Annotated in this window: 22 protein-coding genes; 15 read left to right on the top strand and 7 right to left on the bottom strand. The window is 42.1% G+C overall.

The genetic code is table 11. The annotated features are described in order from the left end of the window. The coding region (locus F7B60_02735; GenBank protein MCE4614433.1) for a ribbon-helix-helix domain-containing protein at nt 1-314 on the top strand (314 nt) is incomplete at its 5' end. Then, on the top strand, nt 283-738 hold the full coding sequence (locus F7B60_02730) for a type II toxin-antitoxin system VapC family toxin (protein MCE4614432.1): 456 nt from the start codon (nt 283-285) through the stop codon (nt 736-738). The genes F7B60_02735 and F7B60_02730, both read left to right, overlap by 32 nt. Nucleotides 739-790: 52 nt before the next feature. Here the strand turns inward: F7B60_02730 and F7B60_02725 are convergent, their stop codons facing one another. Continuing rightward, nucleotides 791-1,042 (bottom strand): hypothetical protein, encoded by a 252-nt coding sequence (locus F7B60_02725; protein ID MCE4614431.1) that lies wholly within the window; start codon nt 1,040-1,042, stop codon nt 791-793. A 122-nt stretch (nt 1,043-1,164) separates the two neighbouring features. On the opposite strand from F7B60_02725, the gene F7B60_02720 reads away from it, so the two are divergent. The 3 genes from F7B60_02720 (at nt 1,165) to F7B60_02710 (ending at nt 2,302) form a co-directional block, all read left to right on the top strand. After that, nucleotides 1,165-1,821 carry a methyltransferase gene (locus F7B60_02720; GenBank protein ID MCE4614430.1) on the top strand — a complete coding sequence of 219 codons (657 nt, stop codon included), beginning with the start codon at nt 1,165-1,167 and terminating at the stop codon, nt 1,819-1,821. 76 nt (nt 1,822-1,897) lie between these two features. Then, nucleotides 1,898-2,038, top strand: a complete 141-nt coding sequence (locus F7B60_02715) for a hypothetical protein (GenBank protein MCE4614429.1) — start codon at nt 1,898-1,900, stop codon at nt 2,036-2,038. A gap of 15 nt (nt 2,039-2,053) precedes the next feature. Further along, nucleotides 2,054-2,302, top strand: coding sequence for a hypothetical protein (locus F7B60_02710; GenBank protein ID MCE4614428.1), 249 nt, complete (start codon nt 2,054-2,056; stop codon nt 2,300-2,302). Nucleotides 2,303-2,304: 2 nt separating this feature from the next. Here F7B60_02710 and F7B60_02705 read toward each other — a convergent pair whose 3' ends face one another. From F7B60_02705 to F7B60_02690, 4 genes are all read right to left on the bottom strand, one after another. Further along, the gene (locus F7B60_02705) at nt 2,305-3,012 is read right to left on the bottom strand and encodes an amino acid racemase (protein MCE4614427.1); all 708 of its coding nucleotides are present in this window, start codon (nt 3,010-3,012) and stop codon (nt 2,305-2,307) included. Between the two features lie 79 nt (nt 3,013-3,091). Continuing rightward, nucleotides 3,092-3,958 (bottom strand): hypothetical protein, encoded by an 867-nt coding sequence (locus F7B60_02700; protein ID MCE4614426.1) that lies wholly within the window; start codon nt 3,956-3,958, stop codon nt 3,092-3,094. A 79-nt stretch (nt 3,959-4,037) separates the two neighbouring features. Continuing rightward, on the bottom strand, nt 4,038-4,655 hold the full coding sequence (locus F7B60_02695; protein ID MCE4614425.1) for a hypothetical protein: 618 nt from the start codon (nt 4,653-4,655) through the stop codon (nt 4,038-4,040). Nucleotides 4,656-4,798: 143 nt separating this feature from the next. Next, complete coding sequence (locus tag F7B60_02690) at nt 4,799-6,100, bottom strand: hypothetical protein (GenBank protein MCE4614424.1); 1,302 nt, start codon at nt 6,098-6,100, stop codon at nt 4,799-4,801. Nucleotides 6,101-6,338: 238 nt separating this feature from the next. On the opposite strand from F7B60_02690, the gene F7B60_02685 reads away from it, so the two are divergent. Next, the gene (locus tag F7B60_02685; protein MCE4614423.1) at nt 6,339-6,557 is read left to right on the top strand and encodes a hypothetical protein; all 219 of its coding nucleotides are present in this window, start codon (nt 6,339-6,341) and stop codon (nt 6,555-6,557) included. After that, entirely contained in the window at nt 6,554-6,970 is a 417-nt protein-coding gene (locus F7B60_02680; protein ID MCE4614422.1) for a type II toxin-antitoxin system VapC family toxin, read from the top strand. Before F7B60_02685 ends, F7B60_02680 begins: the two co-directional genes overlap by 4 nt. 72 nt (nt 6,971-7,042) lie before the next feature. Here F7B60_02680 and F7B60_02675 read toward each other — a convergent pair whose 3' ends face one another. Beyond that, nucleotides 7,043-7,687: a GNAT family N-acetyltransferase gene (locus F7B60_02675; GenBank protein MCE4614421.1), complete on the bottom strand. Its 645-nt coding sequence runs from the start codon at nt 7,685-7,687 to the stop codon at nt 7,043-7,045. A gap of 104 nt (nt 7,688-7,791) precedes the next feature. Here F7B60_02675 and F7B60_02670 point away from each other — a divergent pair, with 104 nt between their 5' ends. The 6 genes from F7B60_02670 (at nt 7,792) to F7B60_02645 (ending at nt 12,353) form a co-directional block, all read left to right on the top strand. Further along, nucleotides 7,792-8,226: a hypothetical protein gene (locus F7B60_02670; GenBank protein ID MCE4614420.1), complete on the top strand. Its 435-nt coding sequence runs from the start codon at nt 7,792-7,794 to the stop codon at nt 8,224-8,226. Nucleotides 8,227-8,460: 234 nt separating this feature from the next. Continuing rightward, nucleotides 8,461-8,721: an AbrB/MazE/SpoVT family DNA-binding domain-containing protein gene (locus tag F7B60_02665; GenBank protein MCE4614419.1), complete on the top strand. Its 261-nt coding sequence runs from the start codon at nt 8,461-8,463 to the stop codon at nt 8,719-8,721. Next, on the top strand, nt 8,714-8,851 hold the full coding sequence (locus F7B60_02660; protein ID MCE4614418.1) for a hypothetical protein: 138 nt from the start codon (nt 8,714-8,716) through the stop codon (nt 8,849-8,851). The genes F7B60_02665 and F7B60_02660 overlap by 8 nt, the downstream gene beginning before the upstream one ends. A gap of 30 nt (nt 8,852-8,881) precedes the next feature. Then, on the top strand, nt 8,882-9,070 hold the full coding sequence (locus F7B60_02655) for a hypothetical protein (GenBank protein ID MCE4614417.1): 189 nt from the start codon (nt 8,882-8,884) through the stop codon (nt 9,068-9,070). Between the two features lie 246 nt (nt 9,071-9,316). Next, on the top strand, nt 9,317-10,468 hold the full coding sequence (locus F7B60_02650; protein ID MCE4614416.1) for an acyl-CoA dehydrogenase family protein: 1,152 nt from the start codon (nt 9,317-9,319) through the stop codon (nt 10,466-10,468). Nucleotides 10,469-10,694: 226 nt separating this feature from the next. After that, nucleotides 10,695-12,353, top strand: coding sequence for a long-chain-fatty-acid--CoA ligase (locus F7B60_02645; protein MCE4614415.1), 1,659 nt, complete (start codon nt 10,695-10,697; stop codon nt 12,351-12,353). Nucleotides 12,354-12,569: 216 nt separating this feature from the next. Here F7B60_02645 and F7B60_02640 read toward each other — a convergent pair whose 3' ends face one another. Then, on the bottom strand, nt 12,570-12,797 hold the full coding sequence (locus tag F7B60_02640) for a DUF2283 domain-containing protein (protein ID MCE4614414.1): 228 nt from the start codon (nt 12,795-12,797) through the stop codon (nt 12,570-12,572). Nucleotides 12,798-13,083: 286 nt separating this feature from the next. Here F7B60_02640 and F7B60_02635 point away from each other — a divergent pair, with 286 nt between their 5' ends. Both F7B60_02635 and F7B60_02630 read left to right on the top strand, forming a co-directional pair. After that, nucleotides 13,084-13,281: an antitoxin family protein gene (locus F7B60_02635; GenBank protein ID MCE4614413.1), complete on the top strand. Its 198-nt coding sequence runs from the start codon at nt 13,084-13,086 to the stop codon at nt 13,279-13,281. A gap of 56 nt (nt 13,282-13,337) precedes the next feature. Continuing rightward, nucleotides 13,338-13,724, top strand: coding sequence for a PIN domain-containing protein (locus F7B60_02630; protein MCE4614412.1), 387 nt, complete (start codon nt 13,338-13,340; stop codon nt 13,722-13,724). Nucleotides 13,725-13,782 lie beyond the last annotated feature (58 nt).

Raw genomic sequence — 13,782 nt, 5'->3', positions numbered from 1 at the left:
TGTATGTAAGTATAATAGGTATATTGGTGGCTGTTTTGGGTTCAAGGTATAAGACTAGCGTGTATATCGACCGTGAGCTATGGGAGAAATTGAGGAACTACGCTAGGAGGAGGAATATGGAGATCTCGAAACTCCTTGAAGAATTGATTAGAGAGGGAATTGTAGAGGAGGAATTAATCGAAGTACTAGACGACATGGTAGAGGAGGAGACTATTGAACTGGATTTCGAGCCAATTCTGATAGAGGCAGGTGAGATTAGCTCTATTGTTAGGGAGATGAGAGATGAGCGTTCCAATAGAATATCTCGATACTAGTGCTATAATAAAAAGGTATGTGAAGGAGCCGGGTTCAGATATAGTTAGAAACCTTTTCATAAAGGCATATGAGGGTAAAATCAAGATCTCGTTCAATGTGTGGAATATAGGAGAATTACTGGGTACAATAGACAGGGCTTTTAGAACCAAGAGATTGACTACTGCTCAGTATAAATTGGTTCGTAGACGATTCATAGGTGAGACAAGGCGAATGATAAGGCTTGGAATCACCATAGTCGTACCTGTCAACATCTATTTACTGAAAGAAGCCTGGCGAATGCTTGAGGAGCAACACATCTATGTAGCCGATGCACTTCAGATAGTCACAGCAAAATACCTGAATGCAGATAAATTCTATACAGGGGATAAAATACTGCAAAACGCAGCGGAGAACACTGGAATTCAAGCCATTCTTTTGGCATAATTAGAACAGGTTTCATCCTTATAGGAGACTATAACACTCGTATCCAGCGAGATCAACGGGATCTCTCCGCTTCTAAAAGCTTTGATAGTTCGCCGTGCTTTATTCTGTAGTTCTTTCGCTCTAATTGGCCTACTTTCTTATATACGGAATCCCATAACTCAACTTCTTCCCTGACTTGTTCAATTCCTTTTTCTATCATTATATTGAAGGCATGGGATCTGCTTCTAGCTATACCATATTTAACCATCTTATCAGCCAGCCCTACCAATTCCTTTCTAATTCTGATAGAAATTTTTACAGACATTAACTGTTACACCTATGTATATTCTTCCTCAACTATTGCTATACTTAATAATTCTATTTGCAAACAAAAATAGTTTACACCTTTCAACATCACAAGTATAATTAGACCCAGAAGGGATAGTGATGAGAAGAATTTTAGGGTCAATACTGGTATCAAAAATCCTAAGGTTATATCATCGGGTATTTTATTTCACCAGAAGAGCCGTGGTTTTCAAGGGTGTATATCTATATCTATCTCCTCACATCTTCATACCTAAATTCAAAGTATCCTCCGGCTTATTAGTGGATACTGCGAGGGTAATTGGTGTCAAGGGTAGAGTACTTGATTACGGCTGTGGCTCCGGTGCAATATCCCTCGCTATAGTATCCTTGCCAGGTGTTAGAGAAGTCATATGCTACGATGTATCAAGCGAGAGTCTAAAGACAGCGTTGATGAACTCTGTTGCGAATAGATTATATGATAAGATAAAGGTTACTCGGAGAATTAGAGGGTTGTTTGATGTGGTTTTATCCAATCCTCCATACCTTCCTCTGGATCCGAGGGATCCTTTGGAGAGGAACTGGTGCGGCGGTTCATCCCTCGAGGTTATCCTAGACTTATTTCTAACTGCTAAAAGGGTATTGAAACGTGGGGGATTACTCTTAGTAGCATATTCTAGTTTGACTGGGGTAAAAGAAATAGGGAGAATAGCTTTCCTGGCGGGGTTCAGGAAAATTATCACGATATCGAGGACTCTGCCTTTAGACACGGTTTATATCTCAGCTTATAAGAAGCTTTGACTCTGAGAGCCTGTTTGCGCATGGAAAACGAAAAAACGGTAATGTGTATAACTAATATGTTATAGGGAGGGAGGTTTTGAAGAACTCGTATGTGCATCTAATTTATGTTACTGCACTGGCTATTTCTCTGCTGGGTTCTTATATTGCTTCACAGTTCAATGCCCCCTATGGTACGGAAGCAGCAGTTGAATCAATGCTTCATAGTTTTAGTGGATAGCTGATACTTTATCCCTTGGTTTTCATAGCTCTCTATAAGCGTAGAGGCGTTATACCTAGTGCCTTAAGCTTTACAATAGGAGTGGTTGTAGCCGCATATAACTATAACCTTTATGTGGAGATTATCAATGGTTACACTGCTAGTATACCATCTAGGCTTGAGTATGTAGCCCAGGCACCTTTAATGTTCGTGCTTACAGCTGCAATGGGTGTTTTCATGATACCGGTTATTGTTTTAGATAAGATCGTTTCCATGATTCATTAGAATCAGTGTCTAACGGCTTCCCTGAGCGCTCTCCTAGCTAGTATCCTCGTAGAATCCAGTACAGGTATAGGCGATACCTTATCATCTAGAATTAAAGGTAGCTCAGTGCACCCCAATACCACAGCGTCACCTCCTTCTCTTCCAGCTAAATACTTTATTATGGCGACGAGCTTGCTCTTAGATTCCTGTCTGACTACACCGTAGACTAACTCGTTGAAAATTATGTCATTAATAACTCTCCTCTGCTGGCTATCCGGTATAATCCAGTCTATGCCATACTTCTTCAGCCTGGAGGGGTAAACACCTGATTCCGTAAGGAACTTTGTGCCTAGTATAACTAGTTTATTGAACTCTCTTTCCCTGGCTTCCTTGGCTACTTCCTCAGCTATATGCATCCAAGGTATCGGTGATCTTTTTACGACTTCATCGAATGCTATATGTACAGTGTTATCTGGGCATATTGCGAAGTCGGCTCCGATAGCGGCTAGTTTCTCCGAGGAGACAACTAGGAGATCTGCGACTCCCTTCCAGTCGCCCGATTCTATTCTGTCCATATAGTCTTTGAATGATAATGAGTGCATGCTTGCCTCCGGGTGCTCATACCTATTTCCAGTTATTCTCTCGAATTCTGTACAGATTGTTTGATAGCATAATGCTGCTCCGGGAGAACTTACAGCTACTATGCCTATGTGCTTATAACGTTTAGGCAAACCACAACACCTACCGGCCGGTCAAGAGTAGTTTTCGGTTGCCGGTTTAATAATCATGGAGTGGATTTCTAGATCCCTTTTAGGATCTCCTTGATCTACAGTAAAAGACTATCACTGCAGCGAAAACCAGTGCTTCTACCAATCCAATCGCCGCCACAGTCATCCAGTTCCCAGGGCACTTGGGTGTAGGTGTATAGGAGGGAGTTGACATGTTTATTGGAGGACTTGTTGTGTTGTACTGCGTTGTTTGCTGGCCTATTGTTATCCAGGGTGGCTGAGTGTTTGGAGGGTATATCTCTGCGTAGACATCGTAGAAACCCCATATAATCGGGTATCCATTCATATTCACTATCTCCGTGTCGATGAAATGGAGTTTTCCTCCTATGAATAACCCTGTATCCGGGTCATAGTAGAGTTCGAAATATTTCAAGTTGGCATTCGATAGATTAGGGTGTGTGTATGGTTCGCCTATTCTAGCTATGTAGAAGCCACCCACGATTTCACTGGGCTCTGGGTGGAAGTCTATTGCTATTGGAGGATCCACTGCTAGATATGTAGAGTTGGTATAACCGAAGTCCTCGGGGGTTATGTCCGCATAATATGTAGATGCGTATCCCTTATTCTCAATCATCCCTCTACCGATTAGGTGGAGATATACAGGGTTGTAGGAGCGGGTGCCGTTGACGACTAGTCTCGCGGCAACCGTGCCAGTAGGCGAGAGTGTCGTCATGTTTACATAGTATTCTACATACACTGTCACTGTGTGGTTGACTCGTAGGCCATATACTTTCGGGCACATCCTTGTCCCGCCTAGGCATGAATACGTTATTTTCTCAACATACTTCACGGTAACCGTCTTGTTTTGCGGTGAGGAGTAAGCTTGGGTAGCCAGAGTCAAGCTCATAATGAATAACATAGTTAAAGCTATAATCGCTTGTTTCTTCAAGTTATACCACGCTAGTGTAATTATTATTAAAATAACAGTTATTTTTTCTCAATTAAACCCGCGAGTAGAGATATTATGGTTATCCTCCTATTATTAGTCTAGACTCTATGAGTGCTCCCACAAGTAACAATACCAGTCCTAGTGTGAAAAGGATCGCTCTATGATTCCGCTTGCCCGGCACCTGGGATAACAGTGCCATTGTTTCCCCCGATAACTCGAAGATACCATATATTTTGTAGACTCCCCATAATAGGACATTCTTCAGCTCGACATTTACATGGAATATGGAGGACTCTATTCTAAGCGATGTATACAACATCAATACTAGGAGTATTGGTATAAAGATTAATGTGAGGATCAGCCTAGTCTTCCAGGAGTCTATTATACTCATCCATATCTTACAGTCAGGCAATCTTACCTGGCGGCATCTCTCCCTCGATATGAGGGGTGCTTCGTAGAATATAATGTAGGTTCCATAGGCGATGAGTAGATATGCTAGAGTATTATTTGTGAAGATTAGGAGAGCAATCTCCCAGTATACGCCCCCATGTATTGTACTGGGGAGTATGGGGAGAATTAGGTATCTCTGCAGTAGAACAACGAGGACTGTAAACAATATAAAGTAAATTAGCGGCTTTTTTACTCTACCAAGATATTTGAACTCTAGTTTTACACTGGTTTTTATTTTTTGGAGCAAAAACCTCCTCTCTAAAAATCCATCAGCCAAGTAAGGTATAAAAACCTGGAGATGATCCAACATAGAATCCGTATGTTCCTTCCTGATTGTTTTAGTGTACTTATTAAATGTGAGAAAAACAGATTGGTCTTAAAAATCCTATTTTAATCTGCTCCCTTTTTGCTTGCGAGTGCTGAGACTATAATGATTATTGCCGATAGCGTTCCAACTGTGATCACGAAAGCATCTGTAGAGATTCCTCCCGCCCTTTGCGTGATCGTTTCCGTCTCTGTTGTCACAGTGGGTGAGGTCTGTGTTAGTGTGGTGGTCAAGGTCTTGAAGGGGGTTACTGTAGTTGTTGATGTTTGGGTCTTAGTCTCTGTGATTGGCTGTGTAATAGTCTGTGTTACGCTAATGTTTATCCAACTATTTAATAGTTCGGTAATGTTCTTACCTGTCCAGAAGTCTTGGAGGAAGAACCTTGGAGGACCAGGTAATGTGGTGGATGACTCATTAAATGCCTCCAAGAAATAGTCTGACAGGAAATCCCTCTGGTTTATTGACGGTAAACCGAACACAGTCTCAACGAACTTAACGATGCTTGTGAATTCATGGAATTCATGGTCTATGTAGCCCTTCTTCACGAAAGGTGAGACTATTATGCACGGCACCCTACGCCATTCCTGGATTATACCGTCATGGTATTCGGGTACATCTATGTTCAAGTGATCCTTGAAGTGCCCCCAATCGTCCTCTACGATGAATATGACGGTTGATTTCCAGTAAGGCGAGTCCATGACCGCCCTGACTTCCTCTCCAGTTAATTCATCTGCTTCTGTGATGTTATGCGGTGGGTGATCTGTTATACTGTCTGTATCCGTGACCCATGTCACATTTGCCAACATCCCGTTTTCTACATCGCTAATAAATTGTGAAGCAGGGAACCAGTGGCCCTTAATTATGCCCCTAGCATGCGTCATTACCAAAGGGAAGTAAGGCCCGTACTTACCCCAGGAATACACTCTCCAGCTCAGCCCCCTAGCGTTAAGAAGATCGGGGAGTGTTAACCTGCTCGGCCAGTAACCAGCAGTACTCCAGTTATGCACGCCCTCCGGAGCATGTGGATAGGGGGTCCACGCTGCTATGAGGTAGAAGTGATTGGGGAAAGACATGTCCGGGCTAGAGGTATACATATGGTCGCATAACACATACCCTTCCGCAAGGTGCCAGAGGTTAGGGATTACGGACTCATTCACATAGATCCCGTTGTATACTGCTAAAGATGGATCCCCGTCTGCTCCATGGCCGAAAGCACCGAAGTAATTATCGAAAGAATGATTTTCCTTAACTATAATAACCACATGCTCTATCCTGTTCCCATTCTGTTGAGCATTCACGTTCACAAAAGCACTAGAGATAACGGAAATCAGAAGCGCGGTCAGGATTAGTGTAGTTAGAAGAGGCATGGATTTTGGCATCACTCTTCACAGAGTTCGCAGTTATCTTAGGATATTTATAAGCTTTCTGTAAACTCATAAACCTCCAAACTCTAGCTCGGTCTTCCTGAATACACGGTAAATCCGTTTTCCGCTTACGTCGAATAGTTACAGTTAGATAATTTCATACGTAATATTTCGTACATAGCTTTTTAAAGGTAATACATAAAACTTATGTATACAATAATGATTACTTGGTGTATACATATTGTCAGACGTAATATCGGTAAGAGTTTCGAAAGAGCTTAAGGAGAAAATGAAGAAGTATCCCGTGGATTGGAGTGGGGAGGTTAGAAGGTTTCTCGAGGATCGTGTCAAGGTTCTCGAGTTCCTCGAGACTCTGGATAATATCGAGAAGAAAGCAGGGAAGAGGAGGACTAGGGTGGACTCGGTAGATCTTATTAGGGAGTCAAGGGAGGAGCGTTGATTGTACTGGATGCATCCTTCCTTGTGAAGCTTGTACTAGAGGAGAAAGGCTCGGAGAAAGCTCGTGAGCTAGCACGCTCATGGGCTAGTAGTGGGGAGACCTTGGTAACTGTAGACTTGGCGCTTCCTGAGGCCTTGAATGCGGTATGGAGGCATGCTCTAAAAATTGGAGACCTAGACTTGGACAAGGCGATTGATAGTGCGGGGGATCTCCTGAAAATATGGAGTACACTAAAAGTATATTCTTCAACCGGGGTAGCGGGGGATGCTTTTAGACTTGCGTTAGAAGAGGACGTTACAGTATATGATGCCATCTACATACAACTAGCTAAATCTATAGGAGCGGCTTTATCCACGTTCGACGGAAAGCTTTCTGGAATTGCTGTGAAACGCGGCATAGTAACATATCCTTAGAACCACACACTGCGTACCAGTGCTAGTCAACCAGTTTTATATGGTGATACCGTCTTGACTCCACTGTTTTGCCTATGCCTTTGAGAGATACTGCTCTAGTGCCTTAACAAAGATTTCAAGTAGTTCCTTTCCTCCTCCGCCTTTTCTCTGGAACTCCTCCACTAACTCCAGGTACTTCTTCTCTAGAGGTGTATAGTCTTCCTTTGCCCATCGGTACATTTCTAGTATACTATCCATGAGTGGAACTGGCCTTGTCTCCCCCTTGTCTCCTTTAAGGCTCTTCGCCAACTCAACCGTGTTGAGGAGCGAGTAGCTATGGTGGAGCCAGAAGCTCATAGCTCTCCTGTCTTGGGGGAGAACCATTATGTAGACATGGGAATCACGTTCCTTGATGTAATTCTCTGCTTTCTCTACAAGCCTCCTCCCAACACCCTTTCCGCGGTACATGGGTTTTACGTAGAGCTCCTCAATCCAGTAGCAACCCTCACGCTCAGAGACCCGTATGAAGCCTATAGCCTCACCTCTATCAGTCTCAGCTAAGAACACCTTATCCCTAGAAAGATATTTTTCCACATCACCACGGTATTTCTCCCTGCTATGTTGCTTTAACCCCTGCCTGAGACGTAGATCGCTGTAAAACTCAGCATAGAGATCTATGAATTCCTCTAAATCTCCTCTACCGGCTTCTCGGACAACTACGCTTCTATCCTGAGGCATATTATCGCCCACAGCAAGTTCTTCAAGTATTTCAGCTCTGAAGTCCATAGGGTTATAAAGAGAGTTCTCAGCGTTAACCAGTGGATCTAAAGGTGAGCTAAGTATTGCAACTGAGATTAGCTGATGTCTTGGAAATTTTACGACGACACGGTGTTGAATGTAATGTTTCTTTCCAAGAGCTACTAGCATACCTTGAGGGTCCAAGCTACGAAGATGACGCTACACGGTTAAGCGATATATTGAACGATAAACTCGTTCTGCATGATGTAGCGGAGATATGCTTCTTGAAAAAGATGGATTATAAAATACCACAAAATGTCCTAATGCGAGCATACCCTTACACTTATCAAGCTCACTTAGAGGCTCTAAACATAGAACTATCTGAAGCCGAGAACAGAGGCAAATACGAGTGGATAAACAGGCGTTGCAAAGATCTAGCAAGCTACCTAATCTATCCTAAATTACCCTCCAATCTAGAGAGTCTCGTACACAGGCTAATTAGCCGTTACTGCGATAAAACAGAATATCCCAATGAATAGCATATAAGTAGTCTCCATGAATACCGTGGACATACCGTGGATTTGAACCCGGGAACCTATTACTCTGAAAATCTAAAGACGTGGAGATTAGGTTCTACAGGGGAATGGTTTTTTGTGAATATAATTATGAGCTATGAAATCTATTTCGATAGTCTTGAAACATGTGTTTCAAGACTTATGGTATGCGAGTATTTATTAGGTTGTGGGATAAATGGGTGATATAGGTAATATGGGTTGAGTGTTGTAGTTGTTGATGATAGAGGGAGAATAATTATCCCTAGTAGGCTTAGGAATAAGCTCCAGCTAAAGAAAGGGGATACGTTCATTATTCTAGAGCTTCGGGACAACATTCTGGTCTTGAAGAGAATTGATGTGGAGAAACTTGCCCGCGAGATTGCCGAGGAAGTGGCAAAGCATGGAATAGACTTGGATAAACTAGGTCAAGAGGTGGAGGAAGAGGCCAACAAGCTTGGAAAGGAGAAGATTCATGATTGACACTAACGTGTTCATAGCTACCTTCAAGTCCGGCTATACTGGTACCACGAGACTCCTCCAGAAACTGCTATTAGACCCAGAAGTAGAGCTTATCGCCGATGATATACCCCTGTATGAGTACAGAAAATAGTTTGAAAGGCTCGCCTCAGCGGTACCTTCTGTGAAAGAGCAAGCGGAAATCCTGTACCACCTAATAAGAGGGAAAGTAACAATAATCAACCCTGGAAAAGGGGATCTAGAGGTAGTAAAACCTTACATGCCAGAGACAGAATATGCTGATACATATCACGTAGCAACATGTCTTAAAGGGAAAGCAACACTGATCACAAAAAGAACAGCTATCTCATAGAGATATGGAGCATAACTGATGCACAGAGAAACTTTGGAATAATCAAGTAAATATCCGTGTAATTCTTCACGATTGGGCTGAGAGTCATCTAAAGTATAAGAGTTTAATTTATGAATACGTCTTACTTATAAGGAGTTCATTGTTTATATTACTGTTAATTGATAGGAATGTTTATTTATTGTTGTATATTTTGGTTAACTATATAAATTCTAGTACCCTATTCCAACTTGTAGTCGGTGCATTATCTTGAGCGGAAAGCTGGATATCGAATTGTTAAGGCGTTCTGTTAGGAAATTCTCTGAGGAGGTATTGTTACCGGTTGCTAGGAAAATTGATGCTGCGAACTATATCAGCGAGGATATTTTGAGTCAGGTTGCTGATATGGGGTATTTCGCTTTAAGAGTGCCTGAGGAGTATGGTGGGCCTGGCCTGTCGACTCTAGAGTCTGTTGTAGTGGTTGAAGAGCTTGCCCGGGCGTCGGGGGCTATTGCAGCTATTTCAGCTATTTCCGGTACTATGGTTCCATACTCATTAGTCCATTATTCAAGTGATGATCTCAGGGAGGAGTACTTGACCAGGCTTTCTAAGGGTAAAATAGGGGCGTTTGCACTTAGCGAACCCTGCTGCGGGTCGGATGCTGCGAGTATAATAACAAGAGCGGAGGAGGATGGTGGGGATTATATTATAAATGGTAGGAAGACATGGGTTACGAATTCAGTGTATGCGGATTTCTTCTTGGTTGCCGCGAGGACAGGTAGACAAGAGGATAGGCATAAAGGTATATCGATATTTGTTGTTGACAAAGATGATTGTATTGAGATGAGCAAGATAGAGTTGATGGGGATCCGTGGAAGCGGGAGTAGCGAGCTCCTTTTCAATGAGTGTAGAGTGCCTAGGGAGAACTTGGTAGGTAGATTGAATAATGGTTTTAAAATAGTGATAGATGGAATCAATGAAGGTAGAGTTGTAACTGCCGCCATAGGTCTGGGTATAATGCAAGCTGCATTCGATGAATCCCTGAGCTACGCAAAGATGAGAGAGAGTATGGGTAAACCAATAATAGAACACGAAATGGTGCAGAGCATGATTGCAGATATGAAAGTCAAATTAGAGGCCTCCCGATTGTTGATTTACAATGCTGCACAGAAAATAGATAACGATGAAACGGACTACCCTATGTGGTCGTCGATAGCCAAGTACTCAACAGCCATGTGGGGTGTTGATCTAGTCAGGCTAGCAATGCAGGTTCAAGGAGCATTCGGCTACAGCAAAGAGAGCAACATTGAAAGATACTATAGAGACATAAAAGGCGTAGAAATAGGCGATGGAACCAATGAAATACAAAAGCTTGTTATAGCAAAAGCACTGGCTGGGAGAATTTCATCCATAAAGAAATAAGTAAAAGACGTACAGAGCTAACAAATATACGTTTGAGAATGAAACCATAGAATTTTTTAGGGCTTTCCAGCGTAAAGGGGCAACGTTCACAATTGAAGACATTTTTATTAACAATAAATGCATAGTAATGATTGTATTATCGTAAATATAACATGTTTGAATATAAGTGTTTATATAATCGATTAGATAGAAACTATAAACATATAGGTAAACTGGGGTAACTCCTATGATTAAAGGTTTTCCTTCCACTATGAACGATTCATATCAGCTGAATCTATGGAAAGCCATAGATTACGCTGCTAAAATCCACTATGATACAGAGGTTGTCTCATATAGAAACTTGCAAGGCGGAAAGGTACACAGAATGAATTATAGAGAGGTGTATGAGAGAATTAAGCGGATGTCAAATGCATTAAGGGACTTGGGAGTAAAGCCGGGGGATAGAGTAGCTGTTTTAGGGTGGAATGACCATAGGTACTATGAATCCTATTTCTCAATAACAAGTTTGGGCGCAGTGTTGCTTCAACTAAACCAAAGGCTCCACATAAGTGACCTGGACTATATAGTTAAGCACTCGAAAGCGAAAGGAATATTTGTCGATGAAAGCCTTGTCGAACTAGGTAATGCTCTAATAGAGAACAATGACCTGGATTTCACGGTAATTATGAGCGATGATCCCTCTAAGCTAAATATCGACATTAATAACAACATATACAACTACGAAGACCTGGTAAAGAACAGCTCTCCCAAAATAGATTACGAGGAGATCGATGAGAAATCATCGGCAACAGCTTGCTACACCTCTGGAACTACAGGTAAACCCAAGGGAGTATACTACTCCCATAGGAGTCTAATACTGCATGCATGGGCTATCAACGGCGTATTGAATTTTAAACCAGATGATGCTTTCGCCGCAATAGTTCCATTATTCCACGCTAATGGATGGGGCGTCCATATAGCTGCAACTATGATGGGTTCGAAAATCGTTTTACCGGGAAGATACTCTCCAGAAAGCTTGGCTAATATCCTAATAAACGAGGGTGTTACAGCTGCAGCCGGGGCACCAGCAATACTAATTCCTATGTTAGAGGTTTTCAGGAAAATGAAAACGAAACCCAAGCTGAAAAACCTAAGATTCGTGTCAGGAGCATCCGAGCCGCCATTAGCTCTAATGATGCAACTAAAGGAGTTTGGAATAAACATAATCCACGCGTATGGAGCAACGGAGACAGGCCCGTTGGTAACAGCTAATCTGCCCAAGAAAAAGATCCTACAACTCAGCGAGGAAGACCAGATAGAAAACGCGAGGAAGCAAGGTTTACCCGTGTTCGGCGTAGAAGTAAGAATCGTAGATCCTACAGGAAGAGGCCTCCCATGGGATGGGAAGAGCATTGGAGAATTATGGATGAAGGGGCCATGGGTGGCAACCCAATACTATAATGACGAGAGAACCCAGAAATCATTCATTGACTCCTGGTGGAAGTCCGGGGATGCCGGAGTAATAGATGAGAACGGTTACGTGAAAATAGTAGATAGACTAAAAGACCTTATAAAAAGTGGAGGAGAATGGATATCAAGCATTGACCTAGAAAACCATTTGATGGCGCATCCCGCTGTATTAGAGGCGTCCGTAGTAGGAGTACCCCATCCGAGATGGGAGGAGAGACCGATAGCTCTTGTCGTCCTTAGAGAGGAATACAGAAACGTGAACGTTGATGAAATAGAAAAAGAGCTAAAGGAACACCTCTCAAAGAGATTCGCGAAATGGCAAATACCAGACAGAATATTCGTTGCAAATGAAATACCTAAGACAAGCACAGGGAAGTTCAATAAGAAAATGATAAGAGTCAAATACAGTAACTACTTTACCAAGAAAAACGACTAATTTTTCTTTCTCTGATACTTACCAAGTATTCGAGCTTACCATGCTTAGTAGAATATTTATTCTCTACATAGATTCTTGAAGCCAATAATGACCATTTGCTCCATAATTGCTGAACCTAGAATACAATGATGCCTTAATGGAAGCATTAATAGATGAGCTCCCTCTCAACACCGCATTACTTCATCAGCTCCAAGACATATGGGGTATAGTGTATTATCACACTTCAGCCACCAAGGCTTCCGGCCCACTCAGGATTAGCTTTGAAAGGTCCAGCTTCCTCCGGGAGAACCATAGAACCTCTATACCAATGATCTCTCCCTTCTCATTATAATCCACTATAACACCTGGCTCTACCTCGTCAGAGTCAACGACCTTATCATCTCTGAGCTTAATATACAAAATATCACTCAACCGATCGTATTTAATTGAAAACTCAACAGGCAACATAGTTCCCCATTTACACTCTAACCTTTAAGACATTTTAAGCTAATTACAATAACCGTTATTTCTTGCTCTAAATACAATTCTAAGTGTAGCAGGCCCACTGCGGGTTTGAACCCGGAACCCCCCCGGCTCTAAAGACCTGAGACTTATAAATCACACTTCCAAAACAAACGAATAATTGGAAAGAATATGCAAAGATGATTATCAACATATGATAACCTGGAAACAATCGGTTAGGGAAAGGCTAATTGCTTCAATAACAATATTAGATTAATGGGAGGAGAAGATGTCTAGAGTTATCAAGGTTGTATATGAGAAGGGGGTGCTGAAACCGTTAGGTCGCGTCGATCTTGAGGAGGGCAAGGAGTATAGGGTTGTTGTGGAGGAGGATATTGACGGATTAATCAGGAAGTATAGGGGGGTCCTCGGAAAGTCATCCATAGAGGAGTTCAGGGAGCTTGAGGAGGAGGCTCAAACCCAGTGATATGCCTTGACACCAATATTATCTACAACTTTCTTTATGAAACCGAGCTGACTGGGTTGGCGGAGAGTGTTATACGTGAAAGTGTAATCAAGGGCATTGCCATTCCTATGATAGTGTATAACGAGTTACTATATACCGTAGGCTCCAAAGCCGCCAAGATTAAATATGGCGTTAAAGGGAAATACTCTTTTAAGAGATACATAGCAAAATATGGATTCCCCGAAGAGGCCATAAATACGGTTAATAATTTCATCAAAGATTTCAGAGTAACAATAATATTAGACTACCAGAACTCATCTGAACTGGTAGAGGCAATCAAGCATTACAAGTTAGCACCAAACGACGCACAAATAACGATAACCTGCAAACATAACAATGTAAAAACACTAGCATCATTCGATGAAGACTTTAAGCGGGTGCCATGGCTAGAGGTAATCCCATAATTACACGGGATTATCAGACAATACTATCAGTCTAGACTAGAAGACGTCCCATGAGGTA

Origin of the sequence: Candidatus Tiamatella incendiivivens, assembly GCA_015522635.1 — an archaeon.
Lineage (GTDB): Archaea > Thermoproteota > Thermoprotei_A > Sulfolobales > Acidilobaceae > Tiamatella > Tiamatella incendiivivens.
Note: the sequence above shows the minus strand (reverse complement) of the source record. Positions and strands in the feature narration are given on the sequence as shown.

Excerpts from the sequence above, each read along its gene's own strand:
- F7B60_02660 (MCE4614418.1), top strand. The coding sequence starts at position 8,714 with ATGATTGACACTAACGTGTTCATAGCTACCTTCAAGTCCGGCTATACT.
- F7B60_02675 (MCE4614421.1), bottom strand. The coding sequence starts at position 7,687 with ATGCCTCAGGATAGAAGCGTAGTTGTCCGAGAAGCCGGTAGAGGAGAT.
- F7B60_02645 (MCE4614415.1), top strand. The coding sequence starts at position 10,695 with ATGATTAAAGGTTTTCCTTCCACTATGAACGATTCATATCAGCTGAAT.
- F7B60_02725 (MCE4614431.1), bottom strand. The coding sequence starts at position 1,042 with ATGTCTGTAAAAATTTCTATCAGAATTAGAAAGGAATTGGTAGGGCTG.
- F7B60_02635 (MCE4614413.1), top strand. The coding sequence starts at position 13,084 with ATGTCTAGAGTTATCAAGGTTGTATATGAGAAGGGGGTGCTGAAACCG.
- F7B60_02690 (MCE4614424.1), bottom strand. The coding sequence starts at position 6,100 with ATGCCTCTTCTAACTACACTAATCCTGACCGCGCTTCTGATTTCCGTT.
- F7B60_02720 (MCE4614430.1), top strand. The coding sequence starts at position 1,165 with ATGAGAAGAATTTTAGGGTCAATACTGGTATCAAAAATCCTAAGGTTA.
- F7B60_02730 (MCE4614432.1), top strand. The coding sequence starts at position 283 with ATGAGCGTTCCAATAGAATATCTCGATACTAGTGCTATAATAAAAAGG.